This is a genomic window from Dawidia soli (assembly GCF_018598185.1).
GTDB classification, from domain to species: Bacteria; Bacteroidota; Bacteroidia; order Cytophagales; family Cyclobacteriaceae; genus Ohtaekwangia; species Ohtaekwangia soli.
In genome coordinates this window covers 109,629-125,701 of sequence record NZ_JAHESC010000010.1, presented here as the reverse complement: position 1 = coordinate 125,701, position 16,073 = coordinate 109,629, and the positions used below count along the sequence as shown (strand labels likewise).

The 16,073-nt window shown below is 53.1% G+C and carries 14 protein-coding genes; 3 read left to right on the top strand and 11 right to left on the bottom strand.

Annotated elements, in window-relative coordinates; translation table 11 throughout:
- Positions 1-50: 50 nt before the first annotated feature.
- The 8 genes from KK078_RS09180 to KK078_RS09145 are packed head-to-tail and all read right to left on the bottom strand — an operon-like array spanning position 51 to position 7,439.
- Entirely contained in the window at positions 51-1,169 is a 1,119-nt protein-coding gene (locus tag KK078_RS09180; RefSeq protein WP_254089962.1) for a glycosyltransferase, read from the bottom strand.
- Positions 1,166-2,068 carry a glycosyltransferase family 2 protein gene (locus tag KK078_RS09175; protein WP_254089961.1) on the bottom strand — a complete coding sequence of 301 codons (903 nt, stop codon included), beginning with the start codon at positions 2,066-2,068 and terminating at the stop codon, positions 1,166-1,168. Before KK078_RS09175 ends, KK078_RS09180 begins: the two co-directional genes overlap by 4 nt.
- On the bottom strand, positions 2,065-2,877 hold the full coding sequence (locus tag KK078_RS09170; RefSeq protein ID WP_254089960.1) for a glycosyltransferase family 2 protein: 813 nt from the start codon (positions 2,875-2,877) through the stop codon (positions 2,065-2,067). Before KK078_RS09170 ends, KK078_RS09175 begins: the two co-directional genes overlap by 4 nt.
- Positions 2,874-3,773 (bottom strand): hypothetical protein, encoded by a 900-nt coding sequence (locus KK078_RS09165; protein WP_254089959.1) that lies wholly within the window; start codon positions 3,771-3,773, stop codon positions 2,874-2,876. Before KK078_RS09165 ends, KK078_RS09170 begins: the two co-directional genes overlap by 4 nt.
- Entirely contained in the window at positions 3,770-4,729 is a 960-nt protein-coding gene (locus KK078_RS09160; RefSeq protein ID WP_254089958.1) for a glycosyltransferase family 2 protein, read from the bottom strand. The genes KK078_RS09165 and KK078_RS09160 overlap by 4 nt, the downstream gene beginning before the upstream one ends.
- Positions 4,729-5,442: a class I SAM-dependent methyltransferase gene (locus tag KK078_RS09155; RefSeq protein WP_254089957.1), complete on the bottom strand. Its 714-nt coding sequence runs from the start codon at positions 5,440-5,442 to the stop codon at positions 4,729-4,731. The genes KK078_RS09160 and KK078_RS09155 overlap by 1 nt, the downstream gene beginning before the upstream one ends.
- A 9-nt stretch (positions 5,443-5,451) precedes the next feature.
- Complete coding sequence (locus tag KK078_RS09150) at positions 5,452-6,609, bottom strand: ABC transporter ATP-binding protein (RefSeq protein ID WP_254089956.1); 1,158 nt, start codon at positions 6,607-6,609, stop codon at positions 5,452-5,454.
- The gene (locus KK078_RS09145) at positions 6,606-7,439 is read right to left on the bottom strand and encodes an ABC transporter permease (RefSeq protein ID WP_254089955.1); all 834 of its coding nucleotides are present in this window, start codon (positions 7,437-7,439) and stop codon (positions 6,606-6,608) included. The genes KK078_RS09150 and KK078_RS09145 overlap by 4 nt, the downstream gene beginning before the upstream one ends.
- A gap of 413 nt (positions 7,440-7,852) precedes the next feature.
- Between KK078_RS09145 and KK078_RS09140 the strand changes: the two genes are divergently transcribed.
- Positions 7,853-8,941, top strand: coding sequence for a glycosyltransferase family 4 protein (locus KK078_RS09140; protein WP_254089954.1), 1,089 nt, complete (start codon positions 7,853-7,855; stop codon positions 8,939-8,941).
- Here the strand turns inward: KK078_RS09140 and KK078_RS09135 are convergent.
- The 3 genes from KK078_RS09135 to KK078_RS09125 are packed head-to-tail and all read right to left on the bottom strand — an operon-like array spanning position 8,884 to position 12,359.
- The gene (locus KK078_RS09135; protein WP_254089953.1) at positions 8,884-10,212 is read right to left on the bottom strand and encodes a hypothetical protein; all 1,329 of its coding nucleotides are present in this window, start codon (positions 10,210-10,212) and stop codon (positions 8,884-8,886) included. The two genes, KK078_RS09140 and KK078_RS09135, sit on opposite strands and share 58 nt — an antisense overlap.
- A complete protein-coding gene (locus KK078_RS09130; RefSeq protein ID WP_254089952.1) occupies positions 10,202-11,140 on the bottom strand; it encodes a class I SAM-dependent methyltransferase in 939 nt (312 codons plus the stop codon). Before KK078_RS09130 ends, KK078_RS09135 begins: the two co-directional genes overlap by 11 nt.
- A 10-nt stretch (positions 11,141-11,150) precedes the next feature.
- Entirely contained in the window at positions 11,151-12,359 is a 1,209-nt protein-coding gene (locus KK078_RS09125) for a tetratricopeptide repeat protein (RefSeq protein WP_254089951.1), read from the bottom strand.
- Here KK078_RS09125 and KK078_RS09120 point away from each other — a divergent pair.
- Both KK078_RS09120 and KK078_RS09115 read left to right on the top strand, forming a co-directional pair.
- Positions 12,358-12,981: a hypothetical protein gene (locus KK078_RS09120; RefSeq protein ID WP_254089950.1), complete on the top strand. Its 624-nt coding sequence runs from the start codon at positions 12,358-12,360 to the stop codon at positions 12,979-12,981. The two genes, KK078_RS09125 and KK078_RS09120, sit on opposite strands and share 2 nt — an antisense overlap.
- Positions 12,982-13,045: 64 nt before the next feature.
- Positions 13,046-16,018, top strand: coding sequence for a glycosyltransferase family 117 protein (locus tag KK078_RS09115; protein ID WP_254089949.1), 2,973 nt, complete (start codon positions 13,046-13,048; stop codon positions 16,016-16,018).
- The last annotated feature ends 55 nt before the right edge of the window (positions 16,019-16,073 follow it).

The window sequence follows — 16,073 nt, the reverse complement described above, 5'->3', positions numbered from 1 at the left end:
TCAGATTGCTCCATGAAAAACTTAAATAGGTGCGTTTTCATCCAAAGCGTTTAATCTTCGCAATATGCTGCGTCCAACCGCCGGATCATCTGCGGCATACCAAACTCGTTTACGACGGCATCATAACCCCGTGTCGCCAGCGTTGCGCGCAACCCGGCATCTTCCAGCAGATCGACTGTGGCCTCCCGGATCGCGTCGGCGTTCTCGTATGGAACGACGCGGGCATGGACGCGGTCCTCCACAAACTCGCGGGCAATACCCGACAGGGTAAATACACTGGGTACTCTCATGGCCAGCGCTTCCACATAAATCTGTCCGAAGGCTTCGCCTTCCGGCGTAATCGGCACATGCACAAAAACATCAAACATTGCGTACAGTGCCCGGACATTTTCCTCAAACAATATCTCTGTATAGGTTTCCGCCGGCAGCCCGGCAAGCTGCTTTGCCAGTACGGGCTTGTAGTCGCCCTGGGCATTTCCCAGTACCAGGTGCGCTTGGGGATACTGTTTGCGTAACGCGGCAAAAGCTTCTATGATATATTGAATGCCTTTCAATTTGATATACCGCGAAATGACTCCGACCACCGGGTATGCGTCCGCCGGAATGTGGTACCGTGTGCGGGCCGCTTCCGCTTCCGCCGGCTGGCGGGTAAAATAGGAAAAGTCAAATCCGTGCGGAATACGTAAGACCTTGGCGGGCGGAACGTGCTCGCGCGCGAGCAGCACCTTCTCGACTACGGGGCTGATCGCCACTACCTTCGTCGACAAAAAATTAATAACCCGGTCTATATATACACCCTTGGGGTAAAAATCGTGATGATACGTACTGTAATGCCGTGTATAAATACGCTTCCGCACACCGGCCATCCAGGCTGCCGGTATGCCAATCATGCCGGCATAAAACAAATGCACATGCACGACCTCCGGCCGCAGACGGCGCAGCAATCGCAGTATCGTGAAAAAACCCGATAACAGATCCTTTTTTGCATTGTACGGCACGACGGTGCACGGCACTTGCTGCGCTTCCAGAAACCGTATAAAGGGAGTATCCTCCTTGCCGATCATAATAAACGACAAGTCGTATCGCGTGCGGTCCAGGTTCATGACAACCCACTCCATCGGCAACGATTTTTCCAAAAAGGAAATGATATATACTACCTTTTGTCTCATGTAAAGTCCATGGTGTTAGCCGTCATGATCGCGTCGTACAGCCGGTAGCGGAGCCGTCTGGGCAGGATGCCGAATACTCCTGCGTCGATCCACCGCACATACCGCGGCGCAGACAAAGCCCGAAATACCAGGCGCTTAAACGTGCTGCCCGCGCCCGGTGGCGGCGAGCTATACTTCAATACCAGCGGGTTCCGTTCACGCAAGACCTTGCGCGCCGCCCGGTACTGCCGCTGCCGCTGTACGTATTCCACCACGCTGCCGTACAGCAGGTGGCCGACCGATGCCGAAGGATCGTAATACAGCTTGATGCCTTTGTCAAACAACCTTACCGCCAGGTCAAAATCTTCTGCGTCGCGCAGGCCGTCGTCAAAGCCGCCCGCTTCCAGGAAGGCATCTTTGCGGATAAACACATTGGCCGTAGACATATACGGGACTTTCATATAACCGGCACCCGAATCGGTAACGCCAGACATCCACTTGGCATCCAGGTATGCGTAATATTTCAGAAAATCGTTTGGCACGTCGCATACCTGACGTATGCCTCCCATCACCATCGCCTTTCCCTGCTCGTAGTGTGTATAGTATGTGGCCACGGTATGATCCGACGCCGTCACGTCATCGTCGAAAAATACGATCGCATTGCTCCGCGTTTCATGGATGCCCGCGTTGCGGGCGCCGGCCCTTCCTTTGTTTTCCTGGATGACCAGGCGAAGGTCTAATGCAAGCGAGGCTTCGCGAATGACAACCTCTGTGTCGTCGGTGCTACCATCGATCACCACCACCACTTCAAAGTTCTGTAGGGTCTGTTTTTCAAGCGAACGAAGCACCGTCAAAATACGACCTGCACCCTGGTAGGTAGGAATGACCACTGACAATACGGGGTGCTGGGATGTTCTCATGGCGCGAGTAAACGGTTTAACTGCCTGATCAGGAAACGCTCCAGGGGTGTATAATACAACTGCATGAACGTTGCCTCATTTTTCTTCATGAGGTCCGTTTTGGCACCTCCGCTTTTTCCCATCAAATGCAGCACGTGGGCGGCCGGCTCATAGGCTATGCGGTAGCCCAGCTTGCGAAACTCCAGGCACCACTGCACATCTTCTCCGTACATAAAAAATGTTTCGGCCAACTTCCCCCCCTTCAGGCGGTTCAACAGTTTCTTTTCAAACATAAAGTACGTGCCCCAGATCCAGTCGGTTTCGACAGGCTCGGCGTGATCAAAGAACCCTCCCAGCAAGATCTTCCCCCCGGTTTTGCGGGGCAAAAACTTCTGGAGCCGAAACAACTCGAAAAGCTTATAGCGAATGGATGGAAACCGCTGGCAGTTATGCTGCCGGGTACCATCGGGATAAAAAAGAGCAGATCCCACCACTGCCACGTCGGGATGGGCCTTCAGGTAATTGAGGCAAACAGCCATAGCGTTGTTCAACAGCACCGTATCACTGTTGAGCAACACAATATACTGTCCTTCGGCCACGGCTATACCCAGGTTATTGCCCCCGGCGAAACCCACATTCTTTTCGCTCCGCACCAGCTTGATCTGCGGATAGCGACGTGCAAACTCCTGGGGGTCCCGCTCGTGCGAGGCATTGTCCACTACGATGATCTCGTAGGACACGTCGTGGGTTTTATCGACAATACTATCGATGCACTGACAGGTCAGCTCGAATGTATTGTAGTTTATGATGACGATCGACAGCTCCATCATCGAAACAGTTTATGATACAGCGCCTTTATCCGGGCCACGGTCCGATTGTTTTTTATCCACAAGGCCCCTGAAGAAAGTGGAAACGGCGGCGGTGTATAGTTGCGCATGAACTCCTCCACCGACTCTGCCGCGCAGAACCCGAGCGCCGGCCAGTCGGTAGCCTTTCCCGGATGGAAGTCCTTTATGTATTGATAGTTGAACGCATCCATCGCCTTCCACAGGTTGTAATAACTCTGTCGTACACGCTGGTCATTCAGCTCATCATCCGAATGGCCCCAGTTGCTGATCTTATACCAGAGCGCGTCGTCCGAACGCGCCCAGGTCTCATGTATCACATAGCTGGGAGCAACCTTGTTGAAATGACCGCTTCTGCGGGCGGCTTTATAGTGAGGCCGGGTGGTGGCCATAGGTGCAACTTCTGGATAGCCCTGAAAGTCTACATATAAGTACCCGCCAGGCACACGCTTAATCAACGGTACCAGGCAGGGACAAACATTCAGCGGTTTCTCTTTGCCGGTCGGCGCCGGGTTTATTTTCAGAAGGAACCGCACAAACGCCTCAAAGTCCAGAAAATATTCATCACTGTCCACCTGTACGTGCCAGCCCCCTTCTCCCAGGCGCTGGGCCATCAACATACGCTGCCGGCTGTCGTTCTGCAAGGCTGTCAATTCAGGGAGTGAAAAGTCGTCTTCGTAGAGGTCGATCTTTTTCTGCGGGTCAGCCTGCTGAAGCCAGGCGGCAAAGGCGGCTTCATCAAACGCGTAAGGTTGCTGACTCCAGCTGCGCCGGTTTTTGTCCAGCGAAAAACAGATCTTATCCGCGTGATCATAGATAGGGGGCAGAGATCTTTTCAGAAACTCCCAGTCGTACGATACGCAAAAGCCCACTTTAATCATATTGTCTTCGGTTTAGAAGCCATCCGCTCGCGCAGTCGCGTAGTATAAAACGCACAGGTTCTGACGGGATAGCGCAGGAAATTCGTCAACAGCGTCGCCAACGCCTGCGGCCATTTTCCCTGCAGGCGATAGGCATACACACGGCTCTTGTCATATTCGTATTGGTTGTCCCGCGTAAACGCCCCGTGCTCCGCCGACGTGATCAGTCCCTGCTGCCGGTAATAATCGAGGATCAGCGCACGTACCTCGTACAGGTTTCGATCCCGCTTCCCCTGTTTCAGCACCTGTGTGCGCGTGAAATTATCGGGCCATATCCGGTATGAATAATACACGGCATCGATTCCATAAATGCGATAGTGCGCGGCAATGCGAAACCACATTTCGGTATCGCCGGCATCGTGCAACGAGAAAGGTCCCAGCTCGTCAAAGAGGCGACGGCGGATCAGACCGATACCCTGTTTCATCACATTGTCGGCCAGCATTCCGTAAGTACCGCGCTTCACCAGGTCCACACCGCAAAAAGAAGTATTGCGGGCAAACGCCGGCAGGGGCTCGTCCACGGCAGGCAAGTCCACGCCGTGCTCGTCGATCAGGCGATAGCGCGAGAACACCATGCCCACCGACGCCTCCTGCTCCAGCACGGTATAGCAGGTTTGCAACATCGCCGGGTGCCACAGATCATCGGCGTCCAGCTTGGCAAAATACCGGCCGGTGCAGTACGGCAGACCGTTGTTCCAATTACGCATCATCCCCAGGTTGGCGCTGTTGCGGTATAGTTTCACGCGAGTATCCTGCTGAACATAGCGCTCGACAACCGCCACGGTATCATCGGTAGAACAGTCGTCTACGACGATCAGCTCCCAGTCCCCGAAGGTTTGATGCAGCACCGACTCGATCGTCGCGCCGATATATTTTCCCGCGTTGTACACGGGGATCATCACAGAAACCGCCGCCATTATTTTGTACCTTCCATCACCATCGTCTCCAGCGCATTGTTCTGTTCGCCGATCTCCTTCGCATGCTGCTCGATGTTCTGCAGTGCCGGGTCGTCGCTCTGGCCTACCGAACACCGCCGCACATTTTTAAAGCCTGCTTGTTTCAGCACATGCGAAAGCGTGGCTTCATTGTAAATAAACCGGTGTCCAAACTGGTAGAACAATGTATTGATCATATAGGCCGGATCGTACGGAATCCCCGCTCCCACAAACCGGTCGATATAAAACCGGATATACCCTTGCACCGCGGGGTCGCCGGGATGGGACAACACCCGCACGAGGGTTTGCATGTCGGGCGTGGCGATCCGGATCTTGCCGCCCGGCTTCAGCGTGCGGTAACACTCTTTCAGCATGGCCGTACCGCCTTCGAGTGTCACGTGCTCGATCATGTGCTCGCTAAAAACATAATCCAGTGAATTGTCAGGCAACGGAAACGTTTCTGTTGCATCCATATAGGCCACTGCGTTATCCTTTGGATGGATATCCACATTGAGCCATCCGTCGATCGAGTTGCATTGTGCCCCGATCTGAAGCTTTCGTACAGCATGCTTTTCCAGGTAAGCATCCAGCAGCATTTGCCGTCGATTCTTGTGATATTTTATATATTCCTTATCCCGGGTTGTAAAAACACCGTACTTAACCTTCCGGTATATTTTCTTTAATGGTTCAAGCATAGCAAGTCGTCAGAAAAAGTTCCACTGGCATTCAGGAATTATATAGCCGTCAAGCTTGGCATTGCGGCCTTGTCCGGTACTCATCTTCGTTACCTGAAACAGGATGGGGTCTTTCGTTTCAAAGAAATTCCGGCGGCTGTCGCCAAACCACACGTACAGCTGATACGTTCCTTCCATCAGCTTCGGCGACGAAATGACCACCTCGATGTGTCCCGCGCGCGCGGGCTTATACGGACGCATATCCACTTGGGACTTCATGGGGTTGGTGCCGGCCAGCGGGTGGCCGAACATATCGCGGATCGAAAAACCCAGGTTCGGAAAATCGATCACCGCATCGTGCTCGTACGAGACGCTGAGCACAAGCTTGTCATCCTGCTGTACAATCCCGATCGCGCGCACCGCTCCTTTCTCCAGCGTCATGCTGTTGTGATGCGTTTCATCATAGTAGTCCCGTACGATCTCGTGAATGTCGCCATACCCCTCCACGCGTCCCTGCTTCAAAAAGACACCCTTCTTACACAGCGAAGTTACCGCATCCATGTTATGGCTTACAAACAAGATCGTCCGGCCTTGCCCGGCCACATCTTCCATTTTCTTCAGACACTTCTTCTGAAACTCTGCGTCGCCCACCGCCAATACTTCATCGATAATCAATATCTCCGGCTCCAGGTGCGCGGCTACGGCAAACGCCAGGCGCAATTGCATGCCGCTGGAGTAATGCTTTATGGGCGTATCGAGAAAGTTCTCGACGCCGCTGAAGTCTACGATCTGATCGAAACTTGCGGCGATCTCCGCACGACGCATGCCCAGGATCGACCCGTTCATATAGATGTTTTCCCGGCCCGTCAGCTCCAGGTGAAAGCCTGTGCCCACTTCCAGCAAGCTGGCGATACGCCCACGGCTCACGATGCGGCCACTGGTAGGCGTCGTAATGCGCGAAAGGATCTTCAACAAGGTCGACTTACCGGCGCCGTTCTTACCGATAATACCGAGCGATTCGCCCGGCGCCACCGAAAACGATATGTCTTGTAAAGCCCAGAACGGTTCTTGTTTTTCGCGGCCACGCAAAAGTCCCGTAAGACGCTCACGCAAACTTAAATAGGGAAGCCCTTGATGACTGATCAGAAAGAGCTTGGAGATATGCTCAATGTCTAAGATTGATTTCACGCGATGTCAGCAAAATATGCTTCCGTTCTTCTAAAATAATATAATCCGAGCATCAGAAAAATAACTGTCGATACCATACTTATAAACAACAACGGCATATCAAACGTCATCGGCATCAACCCGGCGCGGAACAGGGTAATGGCCGCATACATGGGGTTGACAGCCAGGCAATAGCCGACCCACGCGTGGCCGGTGACGGTGGCGGGATAGATCACAGGGCTGACGAACAGCGCCAGCTGCAGACCAAAGGGCACCACATAGCGGAAGTCGCGATACTTTACCGTGAGCGCCGACAGCAGACTGCCAAGCCCCAGCGTACCTATCACCGTAATGAGCAACGCCAGCGGCCAGAAGATCAGCATCGACAGTAACGATACGTCTACAGCATAGTACATCAGCATACCGAGAAAGACCACAAAGGCAATGGACAGATCGATGAAAGATACAAGTAGCGACGAGGTTGGAATGATGATCCGCGGAAAATATATCTTCTTAATGATGGAGGCGTTGTTCAGCATGCTGTTCCCCGCAGTGATGATACTGGAAGAGAAAAAATTCCACAACAACAAGCCCGAAAAGACGAACAATGGGTATGGCAGGGGAGCCGTGTTGATCTTCAGCGTGCGCCCGAAGAACAATGTAAAAATGACCACCATGAGCAACGGCTGCATGACGACCCAGACCACACCGAGGGCCGTTTGTTTGTATTTCACCTTGACGTCGCGCCAGGTAAAAAAATAGAACAGCTCGCGGTATTGCCAGATCTCCGTAAGATTCAGGGAAAACTTACGCGGGGGTTCTATGATCAATACATCCTTCAGATCCTTCATGGTACGACTATTTTCCAGGGTGTCTTCGCCGTTATCGCATCGTCCTGAACGCTTGCACCGGCAAAGGATAAACGAGATTTGCAACATGGGCGACCACCGGCATAGCAGACCGGAAGCAGGCAAAGCAACACGACAAAAATAACGACCGTCATGCAGGGGATGTTCAACAAAACAAAGGAATACTTACGCGCGTAGGCCAGTACCAAAAGCGCGGATATCGCCGGGGGCCAATTACCTCGAGGCTTTGCTCCACGCGTTCTGCCAACGCATTGATCCGTTGGATAAGCTTCTGAAATACCTGCGCCTCGTTGTAAAGCGGTATGATGAATGATATTTGCGGACTCATTCGGAAAGTTCCTGGGGTAGAAAGACGCTAAATTCTAGCTAATTCCCGACTTTTAGGTGAATTTAGAATGAAATTATTTTTGCTCATACCGTATCCGGTAAAAGAATCGCCCTCCCAGCGCTTTCGGTTTGAACAGTATTTTTCCCTGTTGGCCACCACCGGCATCTCCTACCGGTACCAATCGTTTTGGGACCTCCAGGCCTGGAGAATCCTGTACAAGAAAGGCCATACCGTTCAAAAGGCCATGGGATTTCTACGAGGCCTGGTGCGAAGGACATGGGTGCCTTTCCTGCTTCTTTCATACGACCTGGTCTTTATTCACCGTGAAACCATGCCCGTCGGTCCCCCCGTATTCGAGTGGTTCATCGCGAAGATCTTACGGAAAAAAATCATCTATGACTTCGACGATGCCATCTGGCTGGCCAATACATCCGATGCCAACAGCATCGCTGCTCGCATCAAGTGGCACAGCAAAGTGGCGTCGATCTGCCGCTGGAGCCACAAGGTGAGTTGCGGCAATGCCTATCTGGCCGATTATGCCCGGCAATTCAATCCACACGTGGTGATCAATCCCACCACCATCGACACCGACCACCTGCACAACCCGGCCCTCTACCCGCCGCAGCCGCGCAAAGCCGTTACTACCCTGGGCTGGACAGGGTCGCACTCCACTTTGAAATACCTTGACGACATCGTGCCGGTACTGCAAACACTGGAAGCACGTCATGGCGACAGCATCGAGTTTGTGGTCATTGCCGACAAGGCGCCCACCCTGGCCTTGAAGAACTTCCGTTTTGTGCCCTGGCGCAAAGAGCAGGAAGCAGAAGACTTGTTGCAGATCGACATTGGCATCATGCCCCTGACCGACGACATCTGGGCTAAAGGCAAGTGTGGATTCAAGGCCTTGCAATACATGGCGCTGAAAATACCGGCCGTCATTTCGCCGGTCGGCGTCAACACCGAGATCGTAGACCATGGCCGGAATGGATTTTTGTGTGACACCCCACAAGCGTGGCTTAGCGCGCTGGAAGAGCTCATTCAACGCCCTGACATGCGTCAAGCCTTTGGAGAAAACGGACGCGAAAAGATCATCCGCGCTTATTCCGTGCGTTCAAATTCTTCTACGGTGCTGGGGCTTTTCAAAAAATATAACTGAATCAACGCCAGCGTGTAGAATGGCAGCGACGGTATCTTATAGCGGCTCAGCGTACCAAAGTTGAACGTCGACACACCCACGGCAAAGGCAAAGGTGATGCTGAACACCAAACAGAAGACCACGTGCGGGTTGGTCAGGACGGACAGGATCCGCGTCCAGCGTGCCCGCAGAACATAGAGCGTCAACGCCAGCAAGATCATCGCTTCCATGGCAGACATTAGCATCAGGGGATTGCGTACTTCCCACAGATACGGGCGGAAAAGCGACACGTTCACGGCTTGCGGCGCCAACTTTATCATACTCCCAAAAGAGCCGTCAAGCTCGCCTAGCGTATACGTACTACCAGCATCACGACCGGTCTGGTAGGCAATGTCGTATGCCGTGACCTTGGCCGTGTTACTCAGCTTGTTCAACGCGTAACGCGGGTCGTCCTTGCTTACCTGTTGCACGGCATAATATCCCGCCACCACGACCAGCGCCGAAATAAAAGGGAACAGCAGGATCTTAAAAACCATCGAACGTATATGCGCCAGGTTGGCTGTGTAGATCCATAAAATCGCCGCGGGCAGATAATTTATAAGGATATACTTTTTGATCAGGAACATGCCATAGAGCGACACCAACAAGAGTAGACCGTACGACACGCGCACGCGCCGGTCCAGAAAAAGGCGCTTAACACAAAATGTCGCCATTCCCAAACAAGCCAACGTAATGGTATCCTTCAGCAATCCCGATCCCCAAAAAACGACAGACGGTATAAACAAGGTCGCCGCGGCAATATACTTGTGCCGTTCCGGCATAATTTCATAAAAACTCTGAAAGAGCATCCACAAGCCGATAAAACTAATGACCGAAAAAAGAACCGCCGTGGCGGAATATGCCGAAAAGGTAAAAAGATCAAAAAAAGCCGCCAGTCGTATGACGGTATAGGATGTCGGATCACGAAAGAAAGGAATACGGCGCGCATACTCGTATATACCCCGATAATCTGTACCATCGGAGAACATCAGCTTTAAACCTTTCTCCGGGCTATCCCAGAAAGCTTCCCAAATATGCCGGCTGCCGTGTGTATGAAAGTTGAACGTATCGCCGCCACCGTAGTAAAACTGGTACAGTATGCCCAACGCCAACGCACCGATGATCTTACACGTTAAGGCCGGAATGAAATACCGTCGCGTGATCCCGTCGGTTACGCGGCCACGCAACAGGTATGCGCTGATGTACACCAGCACGATCACAAGCGGTGTTACGATCAGATCTCTAAGATCCACGGTGCGTATTCATATCATTTTTTTTCAGCCATACTGCCAGCTGCATGCCCGTGCCGGTCTTCTTCATGATATACGACAGCAGCGGATGTAAGAATCGTGGGAAGGGCGCCATCGAGCACACATAGTATTCGCGCAAGACAATCGTATATCCGGTCTTTTGTGCATGTTCCTCAAACGACCGGAGTCCGAACTCGAATAAGTGATACGGCTCGTGCATCGGGCTGAGGTTCGTTACATAGTTTGTCGCAATCAGTTTGTAATACGTATTGATCAGTCGGCTGATCAGGTAGCGCGAAGATGGTACTTCAATGTGCATGACCCCGCCGGGCTTTAGCCAGGTCACGGCCTTGGCGATACTTTGCGCCGGGTCGTACAGGTGCTCCAGCACGGCACCGAAGGTGATAAAGTCAAATGTTTCCGGTTCATAGGAAACATTCTCCATCGTACCTTGCTTCAGCTTGCTGGGGTCGATCTTCATGCGTTCCAGCGCACGCTGGTGAAATGATTCAGAGCCTTCAAATCCATAGGCGTCGAAACCAGCCCCGGCCAGCGACAACATACACTTGCCCAGACCGGCGCCGATATCCATCGCTTTCATTCCCGGCTGGATGGTCATGAGCTGGCGCAGCGTGGCAAGCTCCTGTGAAAAATAATGCGCATCATACTGGAAATATTCAGGCTTCCAGTAGTCCTCGGGTGGCACGCCATAGTGATCTTGCAGATCGAAAGGTACCGGCTGGGGGTTGGCATAAATCAGCCCGCACCGCGAGCATTTCTGAATCGTCGTGGTAATACCCGTTTTGGTACGCGGCCGAAATCCTTGTGAACGGTTCAGCCGGTGCCCCAAAATAGGATGGTGATCCGATGTATCGCCGCACATGTTGCAGTGCTGCACGGGATAAAAATAATAACGCCCCTGTTGTCTCATCCTATAATTACTAGTCTCCTTTCTCCAATCGTTTTAACCTCCACTTCGCATCTTTGTAAGCCTCATCCTTGCGCCCCGCTTTCTTCTGTACCGCTTTAAACCAGGCCTTGGCGTCGGCCTTGCGCCCTTGCATCTCGGCAATCTCGCCCAGGGCAATCATGGAATAGAGATAATACCCCGAATCTGTTGCGCCGATCTGCTCGGCAAACTTCATACAGAGCTCGTAGTGCTTCTTGGCATCGTCCAGCTTTCGCCGGGCCTCGTAGATCTGCCCGAGGAAGAACGCGGCATAGCGACCGCTGGTGGCTTCATAGCCAACCTGGCCACTATCGATCTTTGCCAGTATATTCTTACACACCGGCTCGGCTTCCATGTAACGGCCCAGCGAATACAACATCCGGGCGTAGTAACGATGAAAATAGGGATTGTCGGGATAGGTTTGAAAAAGGTATTCGCTGATTTGGAAGGCTTGCTGCTGGTCTTTCTCGTAACTGTTCAAAATACGCATCAGCCAGACCATGGCCTCCGTGCGTGTATAAAAGGCATTGTACGATACTTCCTTGAGCTGCTTCAACCCCAACGCCTTGTCGCCTTTCCGGAAGAACCAAAGTACCGGCCGCAGGGCCGGGTAGTTCTCGGGTACCCATACGGAAAAGTAATTGTACAGCGCATCGCCAAAGAGCAGCTCGGGGCTGAGGTTTTCCTGCTCCTTACTTTCCTCCAGATAGTCCAGCGCGTTTTTCCCGGCGGCGGCCGCCTTGCGCCAGTTCTTCCGTTCTTCGTCCGAGTACAACCGGCCCTTAAAACCGTAGGCCGCCGCCAGGAAGAATGCCGCCTCGGTTTTGTACGCCGGGTAATCGTCGTACAGCTTCTCCCCCACTTCGATGGTGGAGTCCATATAGGCCAGGAATTTCTCGTCGTGCGAGGTATCCTTGGTGTTCGGCATGATCTTCCACCACTCGATCAGCCCCATCAGGAAATAGGGCAGCGGGTGCCACCGGTACCGTGCCCGCAGATACTGAAACTGGAACTCCGCCTGGGGAAACTTAAAATTATACAGATCGTTCAACGCCTGGGTACACTCCAATTGCACGCCCACGTTGGAAAGCAAAATGATGGTCGTATCTTTTCGGGTACTGGGCTGCGCCTGGCTCCGGATGTCGGCAACCAGCAGGAGAACCACCACGAGAAGCAAAATCTTGAATACAGAAAACTCCATGCACGAAACTAAATCTTTCTTTGCTGCCGACAAAAAGCTGCTTTTTATCCTGTTGTGTCTGGCCTCCCTGTTGTTGTTATACATCAAAATCGCCTTTATTGAAAATGAGACCGCCGCATTCGAATTCCTGCAAGACCGCCCCCAGGGCACCGTCCTGCAGCTCATAAATGCCATCAAATACTTTTCTATCCCCTTTGTCTACGCCTGGAAATTCGTCGTCATCGCCTTTGTCATCTGGGTCGGATGTTTCATGTTCGGCTACCGCGTCACCTACCGCCAATGCTTCGGAGTCGTGATCGGGGCCGAATTTATCTTCCTCATTCCCGAAGTACTGAAAATCGCCTGGTTCATGAGTGTCCAGACCGACCCTACCTATAACGACATACGTGGGTTCTACCCGCTGTCGCTCATGCATTTTTTTGATTACAACACCCTCAACAGACGCTGGGCCTACCCCTTGCGGGCGCTCAATGTGTTTGAGATCGCCTATTGCTTTGCCCTGGTCGCCGGCATTCACTTCTACGCACAAAAAGACCGGCGCTACGTCTGGACCATCGTTTTGTGCTCGTATGTGCTCATTTTCCTGCTTTGGCTGGGGTTTTACGTGATCGTCTACAAATAACCCCGGGGCACCGTTTTTAGGCATTATTTACTTATTTTCGCCCCCTAAGTCTTTAATTAACCTCATGAATTCCACTTTTCAGAAATTCAACAATATCGTTGGCTGGGGCGTCTTCGTGATCGCGCTCATTAGCTACTGGCTCACCATGGAAGAAACAGCCAGCTATTGGGACTGCGGCGAGTTTATTTCCGTTTCTTATAAGCTGCAAGTACCCCACCCTCCGGGAGCTCCATTGTTCCTCCTCATCGGGCGCATGTTCTCCTTCCTGGCCATGGGCGATGTTACAAAAGTTGCCTATTGGATTAACTTCAGCAGCGTACTCGCCAGCGCGTTTACCGTACTGTTCCTGTTCTGGTCCATTACCCTCTTCGGCCGCAAGCTGATGAGGATCAGCCCATCGGAAGAAATTCCGTCCGACAAGATCTGGGTGCTGCTGGGTGCCGGCCTGGTCGGGTCACTGGCCTACACCTTCTCTGACTCCGCCTGGTTTTCGGCGGTAGAAGCGGAAGTGTATGCCATGTCGTCGTTCTTCACCGCGTTTGTGGTGTGGGCCATGATGAAGTGGGATGTCATTGAAGACGAATCCAAAGCCAACCGTTGGTTGATCCTGATCTTTTACATGATGGGCCTCTCCATCGGCGTTCACTTGCTGAACCTCGTGACGATCCCCGCCCTGGCACTGGTATACTACTTCAAAAAATATACACCGACCGCCTGGGGCGTGCTCGCCTCGATGCTGATCAGCTTGTTGATCATTTTCTTTATCAACGAGATCATCATTCCGGGCCTGCCGACGTTCGCCGGCCACTTCGAAGTGTTTTTTGTCAACACCCTCGGCCTGCCGTTCGGCTCGGGTGCGGTAGTATTTACATTGCTGCTGATCTCCGTACTGGTATGGGGCATCATGTTCTCACAAAAGCACCAGCGCGTTGTACTCAATACCTTTCTGAACGCCGTAGCCTTTATCCTCATCGGCTATGCGTCGTATGCCCTGGTCGTGATCCGCTCGAACGACAACCCGCCGATCGACGAAAACGATCCGTCGGACGTGATGAGCTTCGTAAGCTACCTCAAGCGTGAGCAATACGGCAGCCGCCCGTTGCTCTACGGGCCGTACTTCACCGCGCAGGTGATCGGCATCAAGGAAGGTGCGCCCATTTACAAAAAGGGCAAAGACAAGTACGAGATCAAAGACCACAAGTTTGAGTACGAATACGAGCCCGGTCAGCAAATACTTCTGCCGCGTATCTACAGCAGCGACCCCGAGCATGCACGCATCTACCGCTCGGAGCTGGGGTTACAAGAGGGCGAAAAGCCGAAGTTCTTCACCGACAACCTGTACTTCATGTTCGACCACCAGATCGGCAACATGTACATGCGTTATTTCATGTTCAACTTTGCCGGCCGCGAAAGCGACATTCAGGGCGCAGACTGGCTCAGCCCGCTGCATTGGTTTGAAAAACTGCCGACAGAGCTGGCGGAGAACGCCGGCCGCAACAACTTCTTCATGATCCCGTTCGTGCTGGGCCTCATCGGCATGTTCTGGCAATCCGTACACAACACGCGCAACTTCGTGGTTGTGGCACTGCTCTTCGTCCTCACGGGTGTCGCGCTGGTCGTATACCTCAATTCTCCCCCGACAGAGCCACGCGAACGTGATTATATCTACACCGGCTCTTATTACGCCTTCTGTTTCTGGATCGGCTTTGCCGTGATCGCCCTGGCCGAATGGTTAGGCAAGGTGCTGGGCAACCTCAAGACCGCTGCCATCATCGCCACGCTTGTGTCTATGTCGGCGCCCGCGCTCATGGCGCAGCAGGGCTGGGACGATCACAACCGTGCAAACCGGTACTTCTCCGTAGATTCCGCGGTAAACTACCTGCAGTCCTGCGCACCGGAAGCGGTGCTGTTCACCGGGGGTGATAACGATACCTTCCCCCTCTGGTACGCACAAGACGTGGAAGGCGTTCGCACCGACGTACGCGTGATCGTACTGAGCTACTACAACACTGACTGGTACATCGAGCAGACTACCCGCAGCGCCTACGAGTCGAAGCCGTTCCCGTATACGCTCACGGTAGAAAACTACCGCGACGACAAGACTCAGTACGTACCGTACTACAATGCAGGCATCAAACAGATGGACCTGAAAAAATACCTGGAGCTGCTGCGCGACAACAACAAGAGCCTGCTGCACCCCGAGTATCGCGGCGAGCGCTACATGCTGCCCACAAAAGACATTGTGTTGAAAGTAGATGTAGAAAAAGTGCGTAGCCTGGGCATCATCCCCAAAGGCATGGATAGCCTGCTGGTGCCGGAAATGCACCTGCGTGTAAAGGGCAATGCCCTGGAAAGAAAAGACCTCGCGATGCTCGACCTGCTGGCTTCCGCCGACTGGGAGCGTCCGCTGTATGTCAACAACACCTCGCTGGCACAGTTCAACGTAGACCTGAGCCGCTACGTGGTACAAGAAGGCAACGCCTATCGCATCCTGCCGGTGTTCAACCCGAACTCGTTCAACCAGGCCGAGCTCGTTGACACCGATAAGAGCGCCGAGAACATGCTGAAGAAATTCCAGTTCCGCAACCTGGATGATCCGCACGTATACTATACACAGGACTATCGCAACTTCGTGCTCAACCACCGCAGCAGCTTCAACTCCCTGGCCCAGGCACTCGTCAACAAAGGCGACAGCGCCAAGGCGCGCGAAGTATTGCTGTTCAGCTTATCGCATATGCCCGACACGTCGATCCCCTACGACTATACTTCGGCCCAGGCCGTGGCCCTGCTGTTCGAGGTAGGAGAGAAGGAAAAGGCCATCGAGATCGCGAATGTCATGTGGCCCCGTGCCGACGCCCTGGCCGACTATTACATCCGCAAGCGCGACTACGGCCGCGACTTGCAGGTAAACGTCATTATCCTCGGCGAATTGCAACGCGTCCTGGCACAATATGGTGAAAAGGAACTGGCCGAGAAGATCGAGAACGCCTACTCCAAGCACGGTGCAGCCCTGCAGCTGGATCGCTCGAACTTCTAACATCTCCCGTCATCCGATAACAAAAAGAGGTTGCCATCCGGCAACCTCTTTTCTT

Bases quoted from the DNA above. Each gene is read 5' to 3' on its own strand.
- KK078_RS09120 (WP_254089950.1), top strand. From the start codon at position 12,358: ATGCACGAAACTAAATCTTTCTTTGCTGCCGACAAAAAGCTGCTTTTT.
- KK078_RS09180 (WP_254089962.1), bottom strand. From the start codon at position 1,169: ATGAGACAAAAGGTAGTATATATCATTTCCTTTTTGGAAAAATCGTTG.
- KK078_RS09115 (WP_254089949.1), top strand. From the start codon at position 13,046: ATGAATTCCACTTTTCAGAAATTCAACAATATCGTTGGCTGGGGCGTC.
- KK078_RS09175 (WP_254089961.1), bottom strand. From the start codon at position 2,068: ATGAGAACATCCCAGCACCCCGTATTGTCAGTGGTCATTCCTACCTAC.
- KK078_RS09140 (WP_254089954.1), top strand. From the start codon at position 7,853: ATGAAATTATTTTTGCTCATACCGTATCCGGTAAAAGAATCGCCCTCC.
- KK078_RS09165 (WP_254089959.1), bottom strand. From the start codon at position 3,773: ATGATTAAAGTGGGCTTTTGCGTATCGTACGACTGGGAGTTTCTGAAA.
- KK078_RS09160 (WP_254089958.1), bottom strand. From the start codon at position 4,729: ATGGCGGCGGTTTCTGTGATGATCCCCGTGTACAACGCGGGAAAATAT.
- KK078_RS09130 (WP_254089952.1), bottom strand. From the start codon at position 11,140: ATGAGACAACAGGGGCGTTATTATTTTTATCCCGTGCAGCACTGCAAC.
- KK078_RS09155 (WP_254089957.1), bottom strand. From the start codon at position 5,442: ATGCTTGAACCATTAAAGAAAATATACCGGAAGGTTAAGTACGGTGTT.
- KK078_RS09170 (WP_254089960.1), bottom strand. From the start codon at position 2,877: ATGATGGAGCTGTCGATCGTCATCATAAACTACAATACATTCGAGCTG.
- KK078_RS09145 (WP_254089955.1), bottom strand. From the start codon at position 7,439: ATGAAGGATCTGAAGGATGTATTGATCATAGAACCCCCGCGTAAGTTT.
- KK078_RS09125 (WP_254089951.1), bottom strand. From the start codon at position 12,359: ATGGAGTTTTCTGTATTCAAGATTTTGCTTCTCGTGGTGGTTCTCCTG.